20 protein-coding genes are annotated in these 23,372 nt (G+C 35.8%); 7 read left to right on the top strand and 13 right to left on the bottom strand.

Features of this window, described 5'->3' with window-relative positions:
* Nucleotides 1-3 precede the first annotated feature (3 nt).
* From IPI15_RS12005 to IPI15_RS11975, 7 genes are all read left to right on the top strand, one after another.
* Entirely contained in the window at nt 4-1,578 is a 1,575-nt protein-coding gene (locus tag IPI15_RS12005; RefSeq protein WP_287420478.1) for a RagB/SusD family nutrient uptake outer membrane protein, read from the top strand.
* Nucleotides 1,579-1,601: 23 nt separating this feature from the next.
* Nucleotides 1,602-2,651, top strand: coding sequence for an IPT/TIG domain-containing protein (locus IPI15_RS12000; RefSeq protein ID WP_287420476.1), 1,050 nt, complete (start codon nt 1,602-1,604; stop codon nt 2,649-2,651).
* A gap of 207 nt (nt 2,652-2,858) precedes the next feature.
* Complete coding sequence (locus IPI15_RS11995) at nt 2,859-4,151, top strand: glycoside hydrolase 5 family protein (protein WP_287420474.1); 1,293 nt, start codon at nt 2,859-2,861, stop codon at nt 4,149-4,151.
* 2 nt (nt 4,152-4,153) lie between these two features.
* Nucleotides 4,154-7,132 (top strand): sodium:solute symporter family transporter, encoded by a 2,979-nt coding sequence (locus IPI15_RS11990; RefSeq protein WP_287420473.1) that lies wholly within the window; start codon nt 4,154-4,156, stop codon nt 7,130-7,132.
* Nucleotides 7,133-7,145: 13 nt separating this feature from the next.
* Nucleotides 7,146-8,393 (top strand): glycoside hydrolase family 130 protein, encoded by a 1,248-nt coding sequence (locus IPI15_RS11985; RefSeq protein ID WP_287420471.1) that lies wholly within the window; start codon nt 7,146-7,148, stop codon nt 8,391-8,393.
* Between the two features lie 238 nt (nt 8,394-8,631).
* On the top strand, nt 8,632-9,825 hold the full coding sequence (locus IPI15_RS11980; protein WP_287420469.1) for an AGE family epimerase/isomerase: 1,194 nt from the start codon (nt 8,632-8,634) through the stop codon (nt 9,823-9,825).
* The gene (locus tag IPI15_RS11975; protein WP_287420467.1) at nt 9,822-12,050 is read left to right on the top strand and encodes a glycoside hydrolase family 3 N-terminal domain-containing protein; all 2,229 of its coding nucleotides are present in this window, start codon (nt 9,822-9,824) and stop codon (nt 12,048-12,050) included. Before IPI15_RS11980 ends, IPI15_RS11975 begins: the two co-directional genes overlap by 4 nt.
* A gap of 13 nt (nt 12,051-12,063) precedes the next feature.
* On the opposite strand, the gene IPI15_RS11970 is transcribed toward IPI15_RS11975, so the two are convergent.
* From IPI15_RS11970 to IPI15_RS11910, 13 genes are all read right to left on the bottom strand, one after another.
* Nucleotides 12,064-12,624: a hypothetical protein gene (locus IPI15_RS11970; RefSeq protein ID WP_287420465.1), complete on the bottom strand. Its 561-nt coding sequence runs from the start codon at nt 12,622-12,624 to the stop codon at nt 12,064-12,066.
* Nucleotides 12,625-12,864: 240 nt separating this feature from the next.
* Entirely contained in the window at nt 12,865-13,983 is a 1,119-nt protein-coding gene (locus IPI15_RS11965; protein WP_287420464.1) for a serine hydrolase domain-containing protein, read from the bottom strand.
* 193 nt (nt 13,984-14,176) lie between these two features.
* Nucleotides 14,177-14,647 carry a DUF1801 domain-containing protein gene (locus IPI15_RS11960; RefSeq protein WP_287420462.1) on the bottom strand — a complete coding sequence of 157 codons (471 nt, stop codon included), beginning with the start codon at nt 14,645-14,647 and terminating at the stop codon, nt 14,177-14,179.
* A 12-nt stretch (nt 14,648-14,659) separates the two neighbouring features.
* Entirely contained in the window at nt 14,660-15,031 is a 372-nt protein-coding gene (locus tag IPI15_RS11955; protein WP_353845304.1) for a VOC family protein, read from the bottom strand.
* Nucleotides 15,032-15,382: 351 nt separating this feature from the next.
* Complete coding sequence (locus IPI15_RS11950) at nt 15,383-16,078, bottom strand: DUF4386 domain-containing protein (protein ID WP_287420459.1); 696 nt, start codon at nt 16,076-16,078, stop codon at nt 15,383-15,385.
* A gap of 58 nt (nt 16,079-16,136) precedes the next feature.
* Nucleotides 16,137-16,571: a DUF6326 family protein gene (locus IPI15_RS11945; protein ID WP_287420458.1), complete on the bottom strand. Its 435-nt coding sequence runs from the start codon at nt 16,569-16,571 to the stop codon at nt 16,137-16,139.
* Nucleotides 16,572-16,611: 40 nt separating this feature from the next.
* Nucleotides 16,612-17,700 (bottom strand): alpha/beta hydrolase, encoded by a 1,089-nt coding sequence (locus IPI15_RS11940; RefSeq protein WP_287420456.1) that lies wholly within the window; start codon nt 17,698-17,700, stop codon nt 16,612-16,614.
* Nucleotides 17,701-17,750: 50 nt separating this feature from the next.
* Complete coding sequence (locus IPI15_RS11935) at nt 17,751-19,223, bottom strand: alpha/beta hydrolase-fold protein (RefSeq protein ID WP_287420454.1); 1,473 nt, start codon at nt 19,221-19,223, stop codon at nt 17,751-17,753.
* 4 nt (nt 19,224-19,227) lie between these two features.
* Entirely contained in the window at nt 19,228-19,443 is a 216-nt protein-coding gene (locus IPI15_RS11930) for a helix-turn-helix domain-containing protein (RefSeq protein WP_287403846.1), read from the bottom strand.
* Between the two features lie 3 nt (nt 19,444-19,446).
* Nucleotides 19,447-19,983 carry a DUF2975 domain-containing protein gene (locus IPI15_RS11925; protein ID WP_287403848.1) on the bottom strand — a complete coding sequence of 179 codons (537 nt, stop codon included), beginning with the start codon at nt 19,981-19,983 and terminating at the stop codon, nt 19,447-19,449.
* A gap of 335 nt (nt 19,984-20,318) precedes the next feature.
* Entirely contained in the window at nt 20,319-21,158 is an 840-nt protein-coding gene (locus IPI15_RS11920) for a hypothetical protein (protein ID WP_287420452.1), read from the bottom strand.
* Nucleotides 21,159-21,867: 709 nt separating this feature from the next.
* On the bottom strand, nt 21,868-22,635 hold the full coding sequence (locus tag IPI15_RS11915; protein WP_287420451.1) for a hypothetical protein: 768 nt from the start codon (nt 22,633-22,635) through the stop codon (nt 21,868-21,870).
* Complete coding sequence (locus tag IPI15_RS11910; RefSeq protein ID WP_287403854.1) at nt 22,628-23,278, bottom strand: glycosyltransferase family 2 protein; 651 nt, start codon at nt 23,276-23,278, stop codon at nt 22,628-22,630. The genes IPI15_RS11915 and IPI15_RS11910 overlap by 8 nt, the downstream gene beginning before the upstream one ends.
* Between the last annotated feature and the right edge of the window lie 94 nt (nt 23,279-23,372).

Genomic DNA, 23,372 nt, shown 5'->3' with positions numbered 1-23,372 from the left:
CAAATGAAATATAATTCTAAATATAACTTTCTATTTCTGATACTTTTGCTGGCATCTTGCAGCAAGGACTTCATAGACCGTCCATCAGAAAACGGCCCGACACTTGATGTTTATTACAACAATGCAGCAGAGGTCAATGCGGCAACCGGATTATTGTACAACACAATTTGGTTTGACTGGCAGGATAAAGCTTTCCATGCCATAGGTGAAGCACAAGGAGGTAATATGCTTACACCAAATGGAGATGCTAACTACGGAAGCGGTGTTTACAACAATTTTAAAGTTCAATCATCTGACGTATTGGTAGCAGCCAGTTGGAAATCACTTTACAAAGTGGCAGGAAATGCAACAGTTTTAGTCAAAACTTTTGAAGAAAAAGCGTCGATCATTGGCGAGCAGCCTTATTTAACTCAGGGTATTGCTGAAGCAAGATTTTTGCGAGCAATAGCATATTTCTATATTACACGCACTTTCGGAGATGTTCCGATAGTAGAAGATCCTGTAGCTTTAGCAAAATCAGGCGACTATAGAGTTCCTCGTTACATTCAGTCTGATGTCATTCAGTTCATCATTAATGACTTGAAATTCGCAGAGGAGCATTTGTCTGAAGTGTCATATCAACCGGGTAGGGTCAATAAATATTCTGCGAGTGGTTTGATGGCAAAGGCTTATTTATATGTGCAGGATTATGCAAATGCAAGGCTGAAAGCTCAGGAAGTAATCAATTCAGGTAAATTTGCCTTGTACGCTGATTATGGCAAAATGTTTACCTCATCTGCGGCTAATAACAATTCTGAATCATTATTTGCTTTACAATGGTCCGCAGCAGGAGGATATGCTATTGGCAATCCTATTCAAATATATGCAGGACCAAGTACTTTGTTGAAACCAGATTTCGATAGAGGTTATTCTTCCGTATTGCCTACATTAGACATTGTCAGAGCTTATGAAGATGGTGACAAAAGACGAGGCTGGTCTATAATGGAGCACGGTTATTCAAATCCGGATTGGAAAAACGTCAACTTTCCTGATGGCTTTTTGTATGATACTACTTATATGGATAGTAATGATGATGCCAAAAAAATTAAAAATGGATCTCGTTGTAATTCATTGAAATACATTGTAGGTACAGGTTCTAATGGCGAATTGGTCAATGATGGATTTTCTGACATTTGCACATATATTCTGCGATATTCAGATATATTGCTGATCTATGCCGAATCCATTCTTGGATCAGGTAATTCAACGACCGATGCACAGGCACTGGATGCTATGAATCAGGTCAGAGCAAGAGCAGGATTGGCCGGTGTCGCTGAAATAACTAAGGACAATATACTGCATGAAAGAAGAGTAGAATTTGCCTTCGAAGGCGATTATTGGTATGATGTTCAGCGACAAGGTTTTGATAGAGCTAAAGTAATTATTGCCGCTCAGGAAAGAGGCAACTATAATTATGATGGAACAGTAAATTCTATTCATGCATCTATTGTGTCACCTAGTCAATTATTTCTTCCTATTCCGTTGACTGAAGTTCAGGCCAATCCGAAACTTAACGAAGCTGCGGTTAAATATTATTAATTATTTATTAAATAAATATAGAAATGAAACATAAATTAAATTATATACTTTTCCTCTTAATAGTTGGAATTGTAACTGTTTTACCGTCGTGCAACAAGGATGATTTAGGAACTCCTACGTTGTCCAGTATTAGTCCGGGCACTGGCCCGGGTGGTATGCTTGTGACGCTTCAGGGGTCAAATCTTTCTTCAATAAGGACTATTGTATTTGATGGAAATAATGCACCTGCCGGTTTTAATCCTAATTTTAATACCGATGATGCCATACTTTTCAGAGTGCCTGATACCGCTAGTGGAGGAGCTCAGAATATTATTTTGACGAATATTGATGGCAGTATTTTGACAGTGCCTTTCAATGTGGTTGCATTTCCAAATGTGAAAACAAGTTCAAACTACGATTTTCAAGCAGGTGACCAAATTTCCTTTACAGGTATTAACCTTGAAGGTGTTGATGCCGTTAAATTTGAAGCTACAAATGAACCGATTGAAATCGTATCTAAAACTAGTAAATCCCTAATTGTTAAAATGCCGGCGACTGCCTTAACGAGATCAAAACTTGTGATATCAAATTCTTCCGGAACCACGACGACAGCTGATGAATACATCAACATAGATCAGGCATTTCAGATTTTTACAGATGATTATCAGAATGGTTTCGCAGATGGTTCATGGGGTGATGCCGGCATGAGGACTGAATCTGAGCATAAGACAGGTATTGCTTCTGCGAGTAAGAAATACGCACAAGGCAACTGGCATTTGATCAATTTTGTAAGGTGGGGCAATCCTGTTGAGAAAAATACCGAGTGGAAATTCCTTGTAGCGTGGGTTAAGGGTGGTTCCCTTGATTATGATCTTTATTTCGGCAGTGATAAGTCTGAAGGAGGTTTTGGTAGCTTTAATGAAGGGAATAAAATCACAGTAAAAGCGAATGTCTGGAATTACTACAAAATACCAATGGATAAACTTGACTTCTGGAAAGGAGGTGGTGGATTCGAACAATTTGGGATAAGGATCCAAGGTCCTGACGCTCAGGATGAAACATTTTATTTTGACGATGTGATGTTTGTAAAATAATATGTTTCATTTTAATTAACTATTTGCTTTTAGGGGTTGCAAAAGTGTACGTTTTAATTATTCTTTTGCAATAAATTTTATAATTGCAACCCCTTTTTTATCTAATTATTTCTATTAATTATGACTTATTTAATTAATGGAAATAATTTTTTTTGATGTTTAATTAATTTATAAATAGTAATTGTTAATCCCGAAAACCCAGCAAAGATGTACTTAAGGCATAATATAATTCTTAGTTTATTTATTTCGATTGTTGTAATTAGTTGTAGCAAAGATCAGGATGATTTTGTGAAAATAAATAAAACCAATTTTGAGATAAATGGAAAGGACTATACTTATATAGGGACTAATTATTGGTATGGGCCATCCTTGTATTTTCAAAAAGATGAACAACGAGGAATAAAGCGTCTAAGCTCTGAACTGGATTTTTTGGTTTCAAAAGGAATAAAAAATCTGCGAATAGTTGCTGCAGTCGAAGGTGAAGGTTTGTTGCAAGGTGTCCCCAGGGTCGGCCCTGTATATCAATCAGCTCCTGGTGTTTTCCAGGCGGACAATTTAAAAGGTCTTGACCTTTTATTGTCTGAAATGTCAAAACGTAAAATGAAAGCAGTTCTCTTTTTCAGTAATAACTGGGATTGGAGTGGTGGGTTTTTACAATACTTGCGTTGGAATAATCAAGTTACGGAGGAAGATTTTCAAGCAAAATTGAGCTGGGATAGCCTTCGGGATGTTGTTAGTAAATTTTATTCTTGCGCTCCCTGCAAGGAACAATATCTTGATCAAGTCCTCAGCATTATCAATCGAAAGAATACTGTCACTGGTCAAATTTATAAAGACGACGGCACGATTATGGCGTGGCAACTGGCCAATGAACCACGTCCAATGCGGCCAGCAGCACTGGCGGATTATATTAAATGGATAAGTGATGTGGCAGCTGAAATTAAGAAGATTGATTCGAAACATTTAGTAACTATTGGCGTAGAAGGTGAAATAGGGACTGAAAACATCGAAACTTTCAAGAAAATTCATAGTGATAAAAATATCGATTATGCGACCATCCATATCTGGCCTCGCAACTGGTCATGGTATAAAGAACTGCATGATGAGGGACAATTCGCACAAGTACTTGAACTCACCAAATCTTATATTGACAGTCATTCTGATGTAATGAAAGAATTAGGTAAGCCCTTAGTCCTTGAAGAGTTTGGGTATCCAAGAGATAATAATTCTTTTTCACCTGATGAAAAGACTTCAATTAGAGACAAATTCTACGATGAGATTCTGAATAAATGGAAGAATGGAATAAAAGATAAAAGTCCATTAAGAGGCATCAATTTCTGGGCATTTGGCGGTCAGGCCAGACCAATTAAAAATCAAAATTTTTGGAAAGAAGGTGATGACTACATGGGAGATCCTCCTATGGAAGAGCAAGGCCTATATTCAGTTTTCGACTCCGATACTTCCACTTGGAATGTCATCACAAAATATCAAAATAAATAGGAATGATATTCCGCAGCATCATTTTACTGACATATTTATTGAATTGTGGAATTTGTTTTTCACAAAGCAAGACATTTGAATTAATTGACAAAAACCCTACAAAAGAAACAAAAGCATTATACAATAATCTACAAAATATTTCAAAAAAAGGATACATCATCGGCCATCAGGACGACCTGGCATATGGTGTCAACTGGCGCTATGAAGAGGGTAGGAGTGATATAAAAGATGCAGTGGGTGACTATCCGGGACTCTATGGATGGGATCTTGCCGGCCTAGAACTAGATAGCAAAAAAGACATCAATGGCATTCCTTTCGAAAAGATCCAAGCTTACGTCAGGCAAGGATATGATCGAGGCGGAGTGATCACTTTTTCATGGCATATGGTCAATCCTGTGACTGATCTTCATTCATGGGATACTGCAACTTTGAGTTTAAAGAAAATGCTACCTGGTGGCCCTTTCCATGAAAAATATAAGACATATCTCGATAAAGCAGCTACTTTTTTGTCCACATTAAAAGGTCCAAAAGGTGAAATGATCCCAGTAATATTTCGACCATTTCACGAACTCACAGGCAATTGGTTTTGGTGGTGCAAGCATGCCAATACTAAAGAAGATTTTATTCAGTTATGGAGATTTACAGTGGATTATCTGAAGAATGAAAAGGGTTTGCACAATCTGATATACTGTTACAATGTTGCAGATTATGACGATCAAAATGGCCTGATGGAATACTATCCTGGTGATGCGTATGCTGATATTATCAGTTTCGATCTTTACCAGAAAGATGGGATTACAAGTGATGATTTTGTCCAAATATGCAGGAAACGATTTGCCATTATGAACAAAGTTGCTGCTATCCATCATAAATTGACAGCAATGGCGGAAGCGGGTTATGAAGCAATTCCACAAGCTGACTGGTGGACTAAAGTACTGGATAATATCATGTCCGGTAGTAATGTGTCCTACGTCCTCTTGTGGAGAAATCATGGCTTAGTGAAAGAAACAGGCCACATGCATTATTATGCACCATATCGTGAACAGGTTTCAGCAGCAGATTTTAAGAAATTATATGACAAAAAAGAATCCTTTTTTGAATCTGAATTGAAACACTTTCAACTTTACAATTCAAACGAAGAAGAGATGAAATTAAGTTGGATCGATATTTCAATGGTTTTAATCTATCTGGTCGGTATGGTCTGCCTCGGTTGGTACTATCGTCTGAAGGCGAGAGAGAGCAAAGATTCCTACCTCATGGGCAAAAAGAAACTGCCCTGGTACATGCTGGGACTTAGTGATGCCAGTGATATGTTTGACATAAGTGGCACGATGTGGATGGTTTCTCTTTGTTTCGTTTATGGATTAAAAAGTGTTTGGATCCCTTGGTTATGGCCTGTTTTTAATCAGATATTTTTGATGATGTTTCTAAGTAAATGGCTCAGAAGATCGAATGCTAATACCGGAGCAGAATGGCTTGTGACCAGATTTGGACGCATAGGTAAGGGGATAGTCGGCTCACATGCGGTGGTCGTAGCCTTTGCATTAATAAGTTGTCTGGGGTTCCTCGCTTATGGTTTTATCGGATTGGGCAAATTTATCGAGATTTTCATTCCATGGGATATCGTTAGCCCCTACATTCCTTTTAATATTCCGGCTCCATATGTCGCCCATTTCTATGGAATAATTTTCACCTTATTTGCCACTTTTTATTCAGTGATTGGTGGGTTGCATAGCATCGTCATGGGTGATGTGATCAAATATATCATCATGACTGCGGCTTGCTTGTCTATCGGATACATCGCTATGACTCATTTGCATGATGGAGTAAACGCGCTCAATGTGCCTTTAGACTGGGCAAATCCTTTCTTTGGAAAAGACCTGAACCTGGATTGGTCTAATATTATTCCACAGGTGAATCAAAAAATAAAGGATGACAATTTCGGTCTTTTTAGCATCTTTTTTATGATGATGTTATTCAAAGGCGTCTTTGCAAGTTTGGCAGGTCCTGCACCCAATTATGATATGCAAAAAATACTATCTACCAGATCTCCAAAAGAAGCCAGTAAGATGACAGGTTTTGTATCGATCGTATTGCTACCGGTGCGATATACGATGGTCACCGGGCTAACTGTTCTGGGGCTCTTGTATTTTGATAAAATCAACGTCGCTGACGCAGCCGGCAAAATGGACTTCGAAAAAGTACTTCCAGCTGTGGTGAATCAATTTCTTCCTGTCGGAATTCTTGGTTTGGTTTTTACAGGATTACTCGGTGCTTTTATGGGTACTTTCTCAGGAACCCTCAATGCTGCTCAGGCATACATCGTCAACGATATTTATCTGAAATATTTCAAAAAAGATGCTTCTACCAATCAGATAATGAGGATGAATTATTTGTCCGGAGTCGTGGTCGTATTATTGGGTATAATACTTGGTTTTTTTGCCAAAGATGTCAACAGCATTCTTCAATGGATCGTAGGAGCCTTATACGGCGGCTATATCGCCTCGAATATGTTTAAATGGTATTGGTGGAGATTTAATGCAAACGGTTTTTTCTGGGGTATGGCAAGTGGTATCGCTGCAGCATTGTGCTTCCCTCTTATTTTCCCTGATACTTTGCCTTTATACGTTTGGCCTTTATTGTTTCTAATATCTGTGATTGGAGCAGTTGTGGGCACTTATACAGCTCCGCCGGTCGAAAAGGAAACACTTATAAGTTTTTATAAAACAGTCAAACCTTGGGGTTTTTGGCGACCTGTGCACTCCATGGTCATGGAGGAAGATCCTGAATTTGTACCCAATAAAAGATTCAAACTGGATATGTTCAATGTCGTTTTGGGCATAATTGTCCAATGCTGTTTAACATTACTGCCTATGTACATCATATTATGGATGAAGTTACCTCTACTTATAGTTATCATTTTGATTGCAATTATTGCCGTTATTTTGAAACGCACATGGTGGAATAAATTAGAAGATTAATAATTTAAATATTATGAAAAATAAAGAATTTCAGGATAGATTGGTTGCTCTTCAGGAACGTTATGAAAAGTTGATTAATAGAAATAATGAAAGAGCTGAGATTGGAAATGGCATTTTCAACAGATTTAAATACCCGGTATTAACTTCGGAACATACACCTCTTCATTGGAAGTATGATCTGAATCCGGTGACCAACCCATTTCTTATGGAAAGAATTGGAGTTAATGCTGTATTTAATGCAGGCGCCATTAAATTTAATGGAAAATATTTGATGGTGGCGAGAGTAGAAGGAAATGACAGAAAATCTTTTTTTGCAATTGCCGAAAGCCCTAATGGCATTGATAAATTTGAGTTTTGGAATCGACCGATTTCAATCCCGGAATCAGATGTTACTGATGCCAATATTTATGACATGCGACTCATCGAGCATGAAGATGGATGGATATATGGTGTTTTTTGCACGGAAAGAAAGAAAACTGATGTTCCACCATCTGATACTTCATCTGCTGTGGCTCAATGTGGCATCGTGCGCACTAAAGACCTTGTAGAGTGGGAGAGATTAGAAGACTTGACTACTTCTTCTTCCCAACAGCGAAATGTTGTTTTGCATCCGGAATTTGTAAATGGTAAATACGCCTTTTATACCCGCCCGCAGGATGGTTTTATAGATCCTGGCTCCGGTGGTGGTATAGCCTTTGGATTATCTGAAAAAATAAATCCTGCTATTGTTGTGGACCAAAAAGTCGTTGATAGTAGAATTTATCATACAATCAATGAGGCAAAAAATGGACTGGGTCCGGCACCAATTAAGACAGAAAAAGGTTGGTTGCATCTGGCGCATGGCGTTCGAAATACAGCAGCCGGACTTAGATACGTGTTATATCTCTTTATGACAGATCTACAAGACCTTTCTAAAATAATTCATAAACCAGGTGGATATTTCATGGCACCTGAGGGGGATGAAAGGGTAGGAGATGTGAGTAACGTATTATTTAGCAGTGGTTGGATATCCGATGATGATGGAAGTGTTTACATTTATTACGCTTCTTCTGATTCGAGAATGCATGTGGCGACTTCAACTATAGAGAGATTGTGTGATTATGTAATAAATACACCTGAAGATAAATTCTCTTCCAAGGAATCTGTTTTATCAATTAACGCACTTATCGATGCCAATGAACTCTATTTGGATGAGAAAAACGAAGCAGTAAATGATTCAATTAAAGTTCCGGCCGGCGAATTTGTTTCTTCTAAAGAATAATTAGAATTAAATATGTTAGATTTTAGAAGCTTGTCCGACAAAGGTATAGCGAAGGCGGGGTAGATGTTAGATGGTGTTCCTTCAAAAAATTGAACCTTTTGACTTCTAAATCAATAAAAAGTTTTTATGAATCAGTTTACAAACGACCATCTACCTTCTAAAATCAGCCATCTACCTTTGTTTATTAACTGGCAAAACTTAAATAATTCAACTTTTGTTACAAATTAATTTAATTCTATTGAATATTTTATCAGAAGAATTTGAGGCGGAATTAGATAATATTTTGAGTTTCTGGGAACAAAACTCAGTTGACGAAATAAATGGGGGATTTATTGGGCAAATCGATGAGAATAATGTCAGGAATTATGAGGCCAGTAAAGGGCTTATCTTGAATGCACGGATTTTATGGACTTTTTCTGCGGCATACAAGCAAACCAAAAATCAAACCCATTTTGAACTGGCACAAAGAGCTTACCAATATTTAATTACCTATTTTTATGACAAATTAAATAAAGGTTTCTATTGGTTATTAAGTCCTGATGGGAAAGTAATTGACGGTAAAAAACACATTTATTCTCAAACATTTGTGATCTATGGATTGAGCGAATATTATACCATTTCGCATGATCAAAATGCATTAGATTTAGCGATAGAAATATATCATCTGATCGTAGAAAAGAGCAAAGATCTTGTCAATGGTGGTTATACAGAGGCTTTTTCTGCCGATTGGAAAGAACTATCAGACTTGCGGTTGAGCGATAAAGATGTCAACGTTCAGAAAACTATGAATACCCATTTGCACATCGTTGAGGCTTTCGCCAATTTATATGAATCCTGGGCTGATGAAGAGTTGAAAAGCGAAATTATATCAATTCTATATTTAATTAATGAAAAATTTATAGACCATAAATCCGGACATTTAAAGTTATTTTTTGATAATAAATGGCAGGATCATACGGATGTAATTTCCTATGGTCATGATGTGGAAGCCTCATGGTTGTTGCTTAGGTGCGCCGAAATAGTTGAGGATGATAAATTGATTGAAGTATACAAGGAGGTTGCAATTAAATTAATGGACTCCTCCATTTCTGCCATTGATGCGGATGGTGGACTCTGGTATGAAAAAGAAATTAATTCAGGAGCATTCGTCAAGGAAAAACATTGGTGGCCACAGTCAGAGTTTGTTATTGGTGCCATGAATGCGTATCAATTAACTTCAGATAATAAATATTTAAATTATTGTAAAAATAATTGGACATTTATCAAAGAAAAAATGATCAACCCAACAGGGGAATGGTTTTGGGGAATAGGCGAAGACTATCTTCCGATGGCGAATCAGGATAAAGCAGGCTTTTGGAAATGCCCTTACCATAATGCCAGAATGTGCCTGGAATTAATTAATAGATTAAAAAGCAAAGAAATAACTATATGAAACATTTAATAACATTTTTATTAATGGCAGGATTAGCTTCCACAGGGACCTCTCAAAATCATGCAGCTGAAGTAGAATCGCTTTTGAAAAAAATGACGATTGAAGAAAAAATAGGGCAGATGACCCAAGTCACCATAGGTGCGGTAGGCAACGGAAAAGAAGGGGAAACTGACGCAGTTAAATTAAAGGAAGCAATTCAGAAATACCACATTGGCTCAATTTTAAATGTTGACCAACATGCCATGTCGGTAGCTGAATGGCACAGAATGCTTACTGCGATTCAAGACGAGGCCATGAAATCGAGGTTAGAGATTCCGATTATTTATGGTTTGGATGCCATTCATGGACAAACATATACTTTGGAATCAACCTTATTTCCACAAAATATTGCAATAGCAGCAAGTCGAAATATTGGCATTGCTAAAAAGGCTGCGAAGATAACAGCAGCAGAGTTGAGGGCCAGTGGTGTAAGATGGAATTTCGGGCCTATGCTGGATTGCGGAAGACAGGTTTATTGGTCCAGATTTCCTGAATCTTATGGGGAAGATACCTACATTGGCAAGGTCATGGGATCGGCAGCTGTAAAAGGTTATGAAGAGGATGGACTTGGCAAAACAACTTCGGTAGCCAGTTGTATGAAACATTACATGGGCTATTCTAACCCACGAAATGGTAAAGATCGAACTCCGGCTTACATTCCCGAAATAGAATTACGAGAACATTATTTGCCACAATTCAGAGACGCGGTTGCAAGTGGTGCATCATCAGTCATGATTAATTCATCTTTGATCAATGGTGTTCCGACACATGGTGATAAATATTTATTAACAGATGTGCTGCGAAAGGAGCTTGGATTCAAGGGTGTTGCCGTTTCTGATTGGGAAGACATCAAAAGATTGTATACATGGCACAAAGTGGCATCATCGCCCTTGGATGCGGTAGTTATTGGCGTCAACGCAGGTGTGGATATGAGCATGGTGCCTTATGACTTTTCCTTTGCAACTTTACTTTTGGAAGCAGTCAATAAGAAATTGGTTTCTATGGAAAGAATTGACGAGGCTGTCCGCAGAATCCTCACAATGAAATATAATGTTGGACTATTTGCCAATCCCTATCCTGAAAAGGAGGCAATAGGGCAGTTTGGCAAACCTGAATATAAGGATTTTGCTTTCGAGGCAGCAGCTGAAGCTACGACTTTATTAAAAAATACGAACAATATTTTGCCCTTAAAACCTGGCATAAAAATCCTAGTTGCAGGACCATCAGCTCAGAGCAAGGCTGCATTAAACGGCGCCTGGAGTTATACCTGGCAGGGAAAGGATGAAAAGTGGTATCCTGAGTCAGAATTAACTATTCTGGAGGCATTTCAACAAAAAATTGGAAGGGAGAATGTAATTACAACTTCCGGAATAGGCTATGATGATCCAGCAAATTTTGAAGTCAAAGCTTTAAGAGATGCAGCGCAGAATGTGGATGCTGTCGTGTTGTGTCTTGGGGAGAATGCTTATGCTGAAAGCCCGGGGAATATTTTTACGTTAGATATGCCGACAGAACAGAAAGAACTAATTAGAGCAGCAAAATCGAGTGGGAAGCCTGTAATTGTAGTATTGAACCAAGGTCGACCTTTATTTATCACAGATATGGTCAATGAAATGGACGCGATTTTATTGGCTTACTGGTCGGGAAGTGGGGGAGCGAAGGCAATCGTTTCGACTATCATGGGTGATAATAATCCCAGCGGAATTTTGCCCTTTTCCTATCCAAAATACCCAGGAGATATTGTGTTATACGACCATATTTTCACAGAAACAATCAGAGAGGTCTTTAATAATAATGTAGGAACAGGTTATGATCCGCTATTTGCATTTGGGTTCGGGTTGAGTTATACTACCTTTGAATACAGCGATCTGAAGCTATCTGATAATAAGATGTCCGCAAATACAACCATCAAAGTCAGTGTCACTGTTCAAAACACTGGCACAAAGCAAGGAAAACATTCAGTTGAGTTATACACACATGATCAATACGCTTCCATCGCGCCGAGTGTCAGACGACTTCGTGCCTTCCAAAAGATCGAACTGAAGGCCGGTGAAAAAAAGACTGTTACTTTCGATTTGAATGCTGAAGATCTTGAATTCGTGAATGCTCAGTTAAAAAGAGTTACAGAACCGGGGGAATTTGATGTGATGATTGGAGAGTTGAAGGGGACATTTGATTATAGATAGGTTAATTATCTTCTTAAAAACTATTAATACTCAACTTATATTCTCTACGCCATAATCTATAAGTAAAATAAAAGAGCGATAATATCATCAGTCCATAAATAACAAAACGTGGTCTTTGCACTATTTCTCTATATGAATTGTAAATAGCAACATTATAGAATTGGCAAAGATTATGAATGGTAGCTAAAAAACTTGCGAAAATTACGAATCGTATTAACACATATCCGGCATGTGCCAAAAGCATATTTTTGTTTTTTGGGGTTGTATAAAAAATTTCAAGAAAGCGCCCTTTTTCATTAAAATACATTTCTGAAACAAAGTCAGTCAGTTTCTCTGGTTTCGATACCTTCATTAAATGTGAATACTTAAATGAATAATAGTAAAATGCATAAATAATTAGCCCAACAATTATTACATTAGTAAAAATCAAACCTGACCAACCTACACCAAAATATCGGTACAATGGATTTGTTTCACCTGTAGGATTGTCAAAAAACCAAAGACTGGTAGAGTAGAAGTCGCATCCTCTTGAGAAAAGAACTAAGAAGGTCAGTAGAAAGAATTTTATTTTCATAAAACTATAGTTTCAACTAAGTACCATGCACCTAAATATATCTAGAATTTGTTTTGGATCCTTTCCACATGCAGCGCACCTAAATATATAAAAATAATTTTCCTTTAAGGTTACTTCTTTTGATTCTTTTAGAATGAATTGTATTAATTTAATCCAATCCAATCCAATAGTCTTAACTAAAAGGCACAAGGTTTAAATTGCTTTTCAAGCCAAACAAAGATCATTCTTAGGGTTTTATTGTTATTCACCTTTTATTTCTAATGTCTTCATCAAAGCAAAACAAAGTTTATCAATTTTTTCAAATTGGCTGTGATAAGATGAGACATTTGCCAAAATTATTACTCCATTTTTGTGTTCAACATCAATCGCCATAGAAGTTGAATATCCGCCTGTTCCGCCATTGTGCCAATACCATTTGGCGCCACTTTTTTTATTAATTATAAACCAACCCAATCCTACATCTCTCGTATCTGTTTCCTTGTATGTTTTAATTCGTGTAAGGGCTAGTTCCTTATTAGTGCTGTCAAACTGAGCTAATGCAAATTTTGATAAATCTTCAACTGTAGAATAAATTCCACCAGCGCCTATGAGAGCGCCGGGAGTCCAATTTGCTGTCGGCTTACCACGGTCATTTAGTCCTTCAACCAAAATATCAGCAACTTTAGTTTTATCTGAACTAGAATGTGTCATTTTATATTTATCGAAAATCATTTCTTTGGCTAGTTCTTCAAAACTACGCCCTGAAGCCTTTCTCATGGTGTAAGCTACAAGACCCATTCCTAAATTTGAATACTCGCTTTTACTCCCTTTGGGGTAGTCTAAAGAAACATCGTTTTTTAAGTAATCATCAAGTTTTTTATCATCATAATTCTTGTAAGGGTCTGATGGATTGAAGATGGCTGCAAAACGCATGTTGGAAGGAAGCCTCGGCAAACCTGAAGTATGATTCGCTAATTCCTTATAAGTAAATTCAATGTTTTTATTGAAAGGATAATCAAATTTTGCATTAATCCTATCGTCCAATTTCAATCTTCCATCCATAACCAAGTTTGCTAGAATGGTAGCAGTAAAGACTTTGGTTATAGAACCAATTTCAAATGCTTTATCACTATTATGAATTGTAGTTAAATTGTCATTTTTGCGCATTATTCCATAATAGGTTGTTTGTCCATCTTTAATTAAGGCAAAAGCTATTTGAGCATTATTAGGAAATCTATCTGTAAAATTGAAAATTGTATCCTGCTGTCCAACTTGTAGACTTTCTGATTTTAAATTATTTATTGCCGGTTTGTCTAAAGGTGGTCTGCCACACCCTAATAAGGTGAATGCTATAACTAATGCAAATACTATCTTTTTCATATTGATTGTTTCATTGAATGTTTTAAAAACCTTCCCTATGTGCAATGAGCGAATAGAAGTGATGCAAATCAATTTCACACTTGGCATCAATTTAAATTCGAATTTTCTCAAGTTTGAAATTGCCGTCACTGAGCTTAATACTGCACAGAAATTATAATATAAGTCAGAAACCCTATTTTACAAGTAAAATCTGTCAGCTGTTCGCTTTTCCTTTCTTTAAATTAGACTCATAAATATTTATCCATTCTTCTACACTCATCTTTTTCATCAATTCACCGATAAGATCATATGGAATTTCATCAATTTTCTTAAACCTAACACAACTTTTGCCCATGTCAAGTTTTAGTTTACTATGTTTTTGATATTCATTTACAAACCATTCATATAAATTTGGGTTGGAATAAATCCCCATATGGTAAAAATTAATAGAATTTTTTTGAGAAGAAATTCCTGCAAAAGGTAAAGGCTCACTTGGTTTACAATGATACCCTGAGGGATAAAGAGCATGAGGAACAACATATCCAAGTCCACCATAGCTAATGGACGGTTCAAACCCTATCGGAAGGTTCTCAACAATTACGCGGTGCAACTTATTGAATTGTTCTGCTCTTTCCGCCGGAAGGTTGGCCAAAATTTCCTGTACTGTTTTGCCGTCTGCTTTCATATGCTTTTTATATTAACGATGCTGGTCTAATAAAATCACATTGCCATCAGGGTCTGTTAGCATAAGACTTGCAGGGCCTTTTGTTTTTTCGTCAGCTTCGCTGGTTAAAGTTAGCCCATTATTTTTTAGTTGGCTTTGAATTTTACGAATGTCGTCAAAGTTTTCTAAGTTGCTTGCATTCTCGTCCCATCCCGGATTGAAAGTCAATATATTGCCTTGAAACATACCCTGAAAAAGTCCAATTAGTGCATTCTCGTTTTTCATTATGAGATAGTTCTGCTCCATACTTCCTGCAAATGTATTGAAACCTAATTTTTCGTAAAACTTTTTTGATGACATTAGATCCTTTACACTAAGACTGATTGAAAATGCTCCTAATTTCAAGTTACTTTGCTTTTTTGTGTTAATTAATGCTGTGTTTCCTTTTACTGATATGTTTGCACTAACAGTATTGGAGTAAAATCCTATTCCAAATGTAGCAACAAATCCAATAATGATTAAAATTGTTCTTTTCATTTTTTGTATTTTTAAGTGAATTTCCAGGTATTGCTCTATTTCTAATGCTAATTCTTACAAAATCTTCATTAGACTGAATAATTCTTAAATATCTCTGTAAGATAAATAAATTAAGCGTTTCAAGAAAAGAAACGTGCAGGAAAATAACAAGAAGGCTGTTTGTAAAATAACAAGATAATAAAAGATGAAGTCCAACGACAATGTTTGATGTTATTATCGCTAAGTTGTCAATTTATTTTTTGTTCCAATGATCACAAGCCACAAACAAGTTCCTATTTCACCGAGGCTTGCAGGGAGTCTGACCAATGTCGCTATACCTAGCTCAAGATAGTTTTTTATCAATAAATTGCCTGTAAAATTGATTAAATAACCGAAACAACCAAGCATTAATAAGATGCCTAGAATTTTTGGAATAAATCCTGATTTATAAACTAAGTATCCAAAAGGAAGCAACCAAAGCCCCCAAAAAACTGATACTAAAGATATACCATGTTCATATTCATTAAGGTGCAACATCACCTGACTCTGTAATTGCTCCAAAGAGTAAATTTTTAAAAAGTCGCTTTTACTTATTAAAGTAAGAATTGCAAATTTATGCTGCAAATTTAAGAATGATATAGGAACACTGATCAGGGCTAAAATGGCCATCATTTTAGCATAGAATTCATTTACTTGTTTTAACAACTGATGTAATACTATTGGTAAAAAAACGAATGCTGTATAGCAAATTATACTGCTGTAAATTCCGAGTTTAAACAAAAATTCTGAGGCTACAATTTTATTAAATGTGAAGGCCGGATCTTCCCAATTGATAAGTGTTTTAGGAACATATGCTAAGCTAAACATTCCGGTAAGTACTACTATTAAATACAATATTCCCGCGATCCTGGCAGTTTTTTTGTTCGAATAATCCATGCTGCTTTTAATTAAAATTTTTATCTAATAATAGAGGTTTGAAGTTTGATGTTTATGGTTATATACTTATTTTTGGCCATTTCCATGCGTAAAATACTATTAGAGAAGTAATAACACTTTCTACTATGGCCAGAAACACATAAAAAGTTCTCCACGGTGTAATAGAAGTTATGGCGATTAAAATCATAATTGCTGTATAAAATATTCCAAACACGATATTAAGTTGCCTGTTTATTTTAGGTTTTAAAATGATGGAAAGAAAAACCATAAGTGCCGGAATAGCTAGCAGTAAAGATGCTGAAAATAGCTTCATTGGGCTATCAAGCAGATTTGTCCCATCTACAAGACCCTTCGTTTTATTGGGAACATATAGCTCAAAGTAATCTCCATATAAATAACAAAGTGTAACAGATGTCCATAGCGCTGAGAGTTTGATTTTAATATTTATCTGTACATTTTCATAATCAAATAATAACTTCTTATTAATATTCATTATTGTGTTTTTTTGTATCAATTAATTGCGCACTCAACCTTTACTTTCCGGTTGAATCATTTATAAAATTCGATATTGTGTCAACAAATTCTTCACCTTTATCCCACCAAATGATGTGCCCTGCATTTTCTACGAATACATATTTGCCTCTCAATAGATCGGCATATTCATATACGGATGCATATTCACCCTGGTCATATTGCCCTTGAAGCACAAGTGTAGGAATATTTAATTGTTTTAAATTTGATCTCACATCAGGAAGATTACCATAAAAATTGCTAAATCCATGTGAATAACCACCTGCACCACCTTCTTCCGGTTTAACGTTTTTAGGATCAGCAACCATACCTTTTGTAAATTTTGATGCCATGGTATTAGTATAATCATCAAATTCTTTATCACTTGCCCATTTAAAATTAAACGTCAATGCGCAAAACATTGACATAATAATTCTGGGTTGTAAGAAATCCCTTTCCGTTTGTTCAAATACTTCTAATGGTGCTTTAAATTTATATTGAGATGGGATAGGATAAAGTTTATTCATGTCTGCCATAGTGCCATCAGGTTTGGTTCTGTATGGTTGCAAGTCTCCTGGTGAAGATAGGATTAATTTACTTATTTTGTCAGGATGATTAGCTGCAAAATGTGTTGCTAATATTCCACCATAAGAGTGCCCAATTAAGATTATCTTTTTCTCTTTGATTTGATTTTCTATAATTTCATTAAGGTCATGCAGGTGCCGTTCAAAAGAATAGTCTCGTGGCTTTGGCAGTCGGTCAGACAGGCCAGAACCGATCTGGTCGTACAAATAAATATCATAACCGTTCTTTGAAACTTCCTTCATCAGCTCTATTATTGCTGAATGAATGTAGCCCCCAGGTCCGCCATGAAGGAATACAATAGCTGGTTTTGATCCTGAGGAATCTCCAGAAATCTTTGTATAAGCAATCTTGTAACCCTCTTTCATCATCCAATACTCAGTATCTTGCCTTGGTTTTATTGGGTTGACGGTTTGTTTTAAGGGAATTAAACTCCAGATTATAAATATTAATAAAACGATTCCGATGGCAACTATTAAGTTCTTTATAATACTTTTGAAAAGTGATTTTTTCTTTTTATTTGTTTCCATTGTGTTCTACTTTACAATTTAATTTTTGTCTGAATCGTCTTGCCGGTAATTTATTTTAATTTTTTAGAGATGGCTTCAAAAGTCCCATTTGGCTGCACTGATGTAAATCCTATTGGTTTGTTATCCTCCATTTTAAAAGTAATGGTATATCCATGTTGTCCTTTGACTGTGAATATATTTTCAGAAATTGGTAGAAATTCACTATCCTCAATTCCTGGAACAATAGCCCATAATCTGTCGTTTCGCATCTCTAATTTCATATCAAGGTTAAAGTCAATTAAAGTATAAACTCCAGCATATCGCTGTAAGTATTCAATTGTGAATCCATTTTTGTCTGATTTGGAAATCTTATTTAATTTTCCAAGAGTTGATTCACTATTATTTATCTGCAATGCTTTTTTGTAATTTGTGATGGCATTAGTGGTGTCTTTAATTACTAAATAATAGTCTGCATACGAATCGTATACATTATTGCTTTCTGGATACCATTCTGCATTTAAATTAAATAGTGCACTTGCTTTTTCGAAATGATTTTTGCCCAATGCATCATATGCCAGGTAATTAATGAAGGTTTCCGGTGCGGCGTTCTTATAACCCATTTTTTTTGTGACTTCTGCATAATGTGTTTTTAATGTTGAAGCAATTAATGCAGTGGAATCTATAAAATCTTTTTCGGTTAAATTCACTTGATAGAAGTCAAAAATGAACTTTAATCCATCGTACTCACTTAAAAGTGGCACCGAGTTGTGATTTTCTTTTTCATAATATTTATTCGAATATGCTAACCCATTTGTATTTGTTTTCAAAAAATCAATTAAACCAAAGATAGACCGGATATGCAGAGTTTCTATTGAAGTATCAGTTTTGAGTTGTGATAAAGTCATATTTTGAGGCATTGTATTAGCCGTTCCAACAAATAGCCTATTTCCATTCATATTTTGATTTGGGAATTGGGCTATAGTGTTTTTTAAATGCACCTCATTATTGTACCACATACTTGGGTCAATAGCGATGTAAGCATTAAATAATTTAGGAAATTTAGTTAGCACATCTATTGAGGTTAGCCCGCCTAAAGAGTGACCAACTAACAATTTGTACGGAGCGGTATTGTAATTCTTGTCTATGTACGGTAATAATTCGGTGGATAAGAAATCAATAAATGGATTAGTATTATTGAGATCGGGAAGAGGTGATAAATCCTTAACTCTATTGGTGTTTTCAATAGCAACCACAATCATTTCGGGCAACACGCCATTTCCATTTGCCTGGCTAAGTTGTTGGATTATACCAATCGTTGAAAAGAAATGAGCTTCGCCATCTAACAAATACAACACCGGATATCGCTTATCAGGAGATGAAAGCTGAGAAGTAATGTCTGGGGTATAAATCCAAATCTTTCTATTTTCTTTCAGTACCTGTGAATAATAATTTTCTTTTTTCCCTATCGAAATACTTTCACTTTTTTGAGCCTGAGCAAAATAATTGCACCAAAAAAATAGGGCACATATATATAGTACTTTCATTAAATTAATTTTTAGTATCTTCTACATATTCAAGTATATCTGCCGGCTGGCAATTGAGCGCTTTGCATATAGCATCTAAAGTGCTAAAACGTATCGCCTTTGCTTTGCCGGTTTTTAAGATTGAGAGATTAGAAAGTGTTAATTCCACTTTTTCCGAAAGTTCATTGAGGGACATCTTTCTTCTTGCCATCATTACATCCAGGTTTACAATTATTGCCATAGCTTAGACGGTTAATTCGTTTTCGGTTTGAATATCTACTCCTTTATTGAAAATAATTGCGATAATATAGATCACTGCTGCCATTAGTATGAAAGCTTCGCTATCTGACCAAAATTGGTTTAAGTTGTCGGGAACAAATCCGTGATGCATTAAGCTGTTAACTAACTGTCTGCCAATGTAACTTAATAAGCCTATGGAAAGAGTAAAATAACTAATTTGTGAAATTTGCCTGGCAACAAAAGCGCTGAATGGTTTTGATAAATCCATTTTGTGCATTAGTTTAACAACTGCATAAAATAGGCAAGCTTTTAAGACTGAAATGGTTAGTATAAAGCTATAAATTCCGAAAAAGGCTAACTTACTGTTTTGATACATTTCAGTTAAGTCCAACTTCTGATATAGATTTTGGATAAATTCAGGTCTGAATAGACTGATAATAAAATTGACAAACAGGCCTCCAGCTTCAATGGATAAACCGACAAAAATTAACCAAGCCACAATATATAAGCCCCAAAATACGAAGTTGTTTGTTTTTGACATTATTATTAAGTTTAGAATTATGATGCAAACATAACAAATATTTATTGATAAACAATAAAAAAATATTGAGTAATATTAAAATATTGCCTAAGCTCCATAATCCATACTACAGTAATTGTAAATTGCTTGACAGCTAGTGAGTATATCCCCATGCATGAATACTATCATCATATTCGTTCAAGCTAATGAAGTTCAAGTATGTCCCCGTGACCAAATTGATTTAGTAAATCTATTTTTCGAATAGGAGGAGCACAGCGCTCGTATGCAGAGTGGCAAGGTTGGCGCAGATATCTGAGCAGCTGGAGAGGCTGCCTACTCGATTGTCTGTTGGTTTTTTATGTATTAATTTCGCTTTTCTTAGTTTTTGTCATGATTGCTACACCTAACCAGTACAATAATAAAAATGGCATTCCTGGAATAAAGAATAGAAATAAAACTTCAAATCCTTTTGGAATATTCATTTGAGTGATGAAGACTACTATTGCGGAAACGATACCCAATAAGGCAAATATAAAAGATATAATTGGACTCCAGATTTTGATTTGTCTCAACTTATATAGATACAATGAAAGCCAAATTACCAATGAGAACTGAATAATTCTCCCCAATACTCCAATATTAATAAAATTTACAGTGTCATAATTTTTACCAAATTCTTCTGCATTCTTACCTTGGGTTACCCATTCCTTCAATGCTTCCGGATAAAAGTAGTGATGAGTGAACTCCCAAATAAATTCGGAAAAGGCAAGGGCAAATAACACGATCATTAAAACCTTAGTTGATTTTCCAATTTTAAGGGTATTACTCCTAAATAGAAGTAGACCAAATACGCCAAAAAGTATTGCTGCTATGAAGAGAAAAATATACCTTAAATGCTCTAGCTCGGGATGTTCAAGCATTTTAAGGCTTAGGTCAGGTGGTGCTGCAAAACCAATTATTCCTACTATTGGACAAACTAGTAAAAAAAGAGTTAAACTCAATGGCTTAGAGTTAGACTTCAACAACAGTGCGGCACCCGAAGCAAGAACCACTGAAATAACAGTCCAAATAATTAGATAAGTGCTAAAACTGTTTGTCTCTAAATAAGGGGAATGTTTTCCTAAGAGTATTCCTAATAAAAATGGTAGAATAATTAAAATTAATGCTGTCAGGTTTCCTAGTACTTTACTTTTCATCTTTATACTGTTTAAAAGTTTTACTTAATTGGTTATTGCGGTGTCTTGTTAAAATCAAAGTCAATACCTTATGTGTGCCACGAATGGCAAACTCTTTTATAAAAGTAGGTAAAAGCAGAGACAGTAATGATGTATTATAAAACATTTATTAATTAGGGAGTGAAAGTGTCCTGTATGCGGGTTAATGAATTGAAGCACTATTAGGCCTGCACCAAGAGCACAGCAGTAAGGTAAATTATTTGAATTCTCTTGGTTAGCTCTCCCGGGTGGGGGGGGGGGGGGGGGGGGGGGGGGGGGGGGGGGGGGGGGGGGGGGGGGGGGGGGGGGGGGGGGGGGGGGGGGGGGGGGGGGGGGGGGGGGGGGGGGGGGGGGGGGGGGGGGGGGGGGGGGGGGGGGGGGGGGGGGGGGGGGGGGGGTTGTTTGAATAGATTTTGAATAAATTCATCGTTTTTTACCAAGATTACCATGATAGTTTTGAAAAACAATGCAATAATTATTCCACTTCAATTCTGCTCCAGGAACTGCTCTAGAAATGTTTAATTATGTAGCTTGAGGATTAATTAATGGCTTTAGATAAAGCAGAAAAGTTTAATTAATCCAAGTCTATTTGCCTTTAAAATTTTTCTTTTTTTAATTTGCTAATCTTGTCCAAGTATTTAAGGAGTTAGAGGGGCATTGCAAAACTTAAAAAATTAATATTGTACGTAGATCACTTATGTCTAAACCAACAATTAAAATTCTCATTTTCATATTTTTTAAACATAGTATTTACAGGTGCACTGTGAATTAAATTTAAATTAAATTTCGTTCTACAAATAAAATTGAATCCTCCCATATCGCCCGTATATTGTGTCCTATTATTGTTATTGTAAACATGATGAAACTCACATAAAGCTTCTAAAAAATTAATCATTATATCAGTTTTGCCGCCAATGATTCCACAATTCAGCAAAATAGAATCTTTAAAGTTAGTTTCAAAATTTTCAAAACCGGGTACAGAATCTCTAAAATGAGTATTGTGGTCATGCATCCATTCATCATCTAAATTTTTATCTTCATCACCACAAAAAATTGCTTTAGGGTTTTCAGCAAAAAGAGTTGTAATAAAAGGATTGTTTATCACCTCGACATCTGAAACATCGGTAACAAAAAAAGAGTCAATTGACTCTTGGTTTTTTTTTACATATTCCAAATAAGCAAAGTATCTAAATACGTTTGGAGTGAATTGTTCATTGTAAATAATTGATACAAATTCTAAATTTGTTGATGTATGTTGTTTTATACTGGCTTCAGAAAAATTATTGTGAAATAGAATACCTTTTAAATTATTTTTTTTAATTGAAGTAGCCCATTTTTCTATTAAGGGGTATTCATCAGGAGGCAAAGTTTCTCTCCGATTAACATCAAAAACACCTGTGATATGGCAGCCTAAAATAAGTTGATTCTTAATACTTGGTTGATTTGAAATTTTAGCCATTCTGACTTTTTAGAATTTTGGTTTTTAAAGTTGCACTGATACTTGTTGGAATATTTCGATAATAAATATAGGTACGCAAATCAACTTTATTTACTTTGTATGCTGCAGAAACCCGCTCAAAAAACTCGGCATCAGCTGCATACATACTTTTAAATTGATACTTTTTAAAGATTTCTTTTTTACCAAATAACGTAGCAAACAATATGCAATCATCCACATGAATTAATTCATTATAACTATTTTTATCCGGTACAAAAAAATCTTTTACGCTATCTGCAACAGTCTCAGCTGTTGATGCTATTAAATCGTAAAAAGGCATTTCTTGCAAGCAGCTGCTCAAATGATTTGTTTTAAACTCATCATCTGAGTCAATAATAGTGATATAACTTCCATTACTGTGTTGCACTCCTCTATTTATTGAAGCGGATTGCCCCAGATTTTTATGATATAAGTAGGTGATTTTATTTAAGTGCAGTGAAACATATTCAAGAATTTGAATTCTATGTTCTTCATCACTTCCATCATCAATAACAATCAACTCAAAGTCTTTAAAATCTTGATTTAAGACAGATTCAATAGCCCTCTTTACATACCAAATGGGCGTGTTATAAACAGCCAAAAGTACCGATATGGTTGCATTCATTTAAAGTATATTTTTATAAAACTGTGCTAACGTTGTCTGTTGCTAAGACATAATAATCTATCAATCATTGGATAATTATTGTCCTCTTTTCTGT

The organism is Candidatus Brachybacter algidus (assembly GCF_016707225.1).
Taxonomy (GTDB): Bacteria; Bacteroidota; Bacteroidia; order Chitinophagales; family Saprospiraceae; genus Parvibacillus; species Parvibacillus algidus.
Note: the sequence above shows the minus strand (reverse complement) of the source record. Positions and strands in the feature narration are given on the sequence as shown.

What these genes read in the sequence shown, in the direction of transcription:
- IPI15_RS12005 (WP_287420478.1), top strand. Translation starts at nt 4, where the DNA reads ATGAAATATAATTCTAAATATAACTTTCTATTTCTGATACTTTTGCTG.
- IPI15_RS12000 (WP_287420476.1), top strand. Translation starts at nt 1,602, where the DNA reads ATGAAACATAAATTAAATTATATACTTTTCCTCTTAATAGTTGGAATT.
- IPI15_RS11995 (WP_287420474.1), top strand. Translation starts at nt 2,859, where the DNA reads ATGTACTTAAGGCATAATATAATTCTTAGTTTATTTATTTCGATTGTT.
- IPI15_RS11990 (WP_287420473.1), top strand. Translation starts at nt 4,154, where the DNA reads ATGATATTCCGCAGCATCATTTTACTGACATATTTATTGAATTGTGGA.
- IPI15_RS11985 (WP_287420471.1), top strand. Translation starts at nt 7,146, where the DNA reads ATGAAAAATAAAGAATTTCAGGATAGATTGGTTGCTCTTCAGGAACGT.
- IPI15_RS11975 (WP_287420467.1), top strand. Translation starts at nt 9,822, where the DNA reads ATGAAACATTTAATAACATTTTTATTAATGGCAGGATTAGCTTCCACA.
- IPI15_RS11970 (WP_287420465.1), bottom strand. Translation starts at nt 12,624, where the DNA reads ATGAAAATAAAATTCTTTCTACTGACCTTCTTAGTTCTTTTCTCAAGA.
- IPI15_RS11965 (WP_287420464.1), bottom strand. Translation starts at nt 13,983, where the DNA reads ATGAAAAAGATAGTATTTGCATTAGTTATAGCATTCACCTTATTAGGG.
- IPI15_RS11960 (WP_287420462.1), bottom strand. Translation starts at nt 14,647, where the DNA reads ATGAAAGCAGACGGCAAAACAGTACAGGAAATTTTGGCCAACCTTCCG.
- IPI15_RS11950 (WP_287420459.1), bottom strand. Translation starts at nt 16,078, where the DNA reads ATGGATTATTCGAACAAAAAAACTGCCAGGATCGCGGGAATATTGTAT.
- IPI15_RS11945 (WP_287420458.1), bottom strand. Translation starts at nt 16,571, where the DNA reads ATGAATATTAATAAGAAGTTATTATTTGATTATGAAAATGTACAGATA.
- IPI15_RS11940 (WP_287420456.1), bottom strand. Translation starts at nt 17,700, where the DNA reads ATGGAAACAAATAAAAAGAAAAAATCACTTTTCAAAAGTATTATAAAG.
- IPI15_RS11935 (WP_287420454.1), bottom strand. Translation starts at nt 19,223, where the DNA reads ATGAAAGTACTATATATATGTGCCCTATTTTTTTGGTGCAATTATTTT.
- IPI15_RS11930 (WP_287403846.1), bottom strand. Translation starts at nt 19,443, where the DNA reads ATGGCAATAATTGTAAACCTGGATGTAATGATGGCAAGAAGAAAGATG.
- IPI15_RS11925 (WP_287403848.1), bottom strand. Translation starts at nt 19,983, where the DNA reads ATGTCAAAAACAAACAACTTCGTATTTTGGGGCTTATATATTGTGGCT.
- IPI15_RS11920 (WP_287420452.1), bottom strand. Translation starts at nt 21,158, where the DNA reads ATGAAAAGTAAAGTACTAGGAAACCTGACAGCATTAATTTTAATTATT.
- IPI15_RS11915 (WP_287420451.1), bottom strand. Translation starts at nt 22,635, where the DNA reads ATGGCTAAAATTTCAAATCAACCAAGTATTAAGAATCAACTTATTTTA.
- IPI15_RS11910 (WP_287403854.1), bottom strand. Translation starts at nt 23,278, where the DNA reads ATGAATGCAACCATATCGGTACTTTTGGCTGTTTATAACACGCCCATT.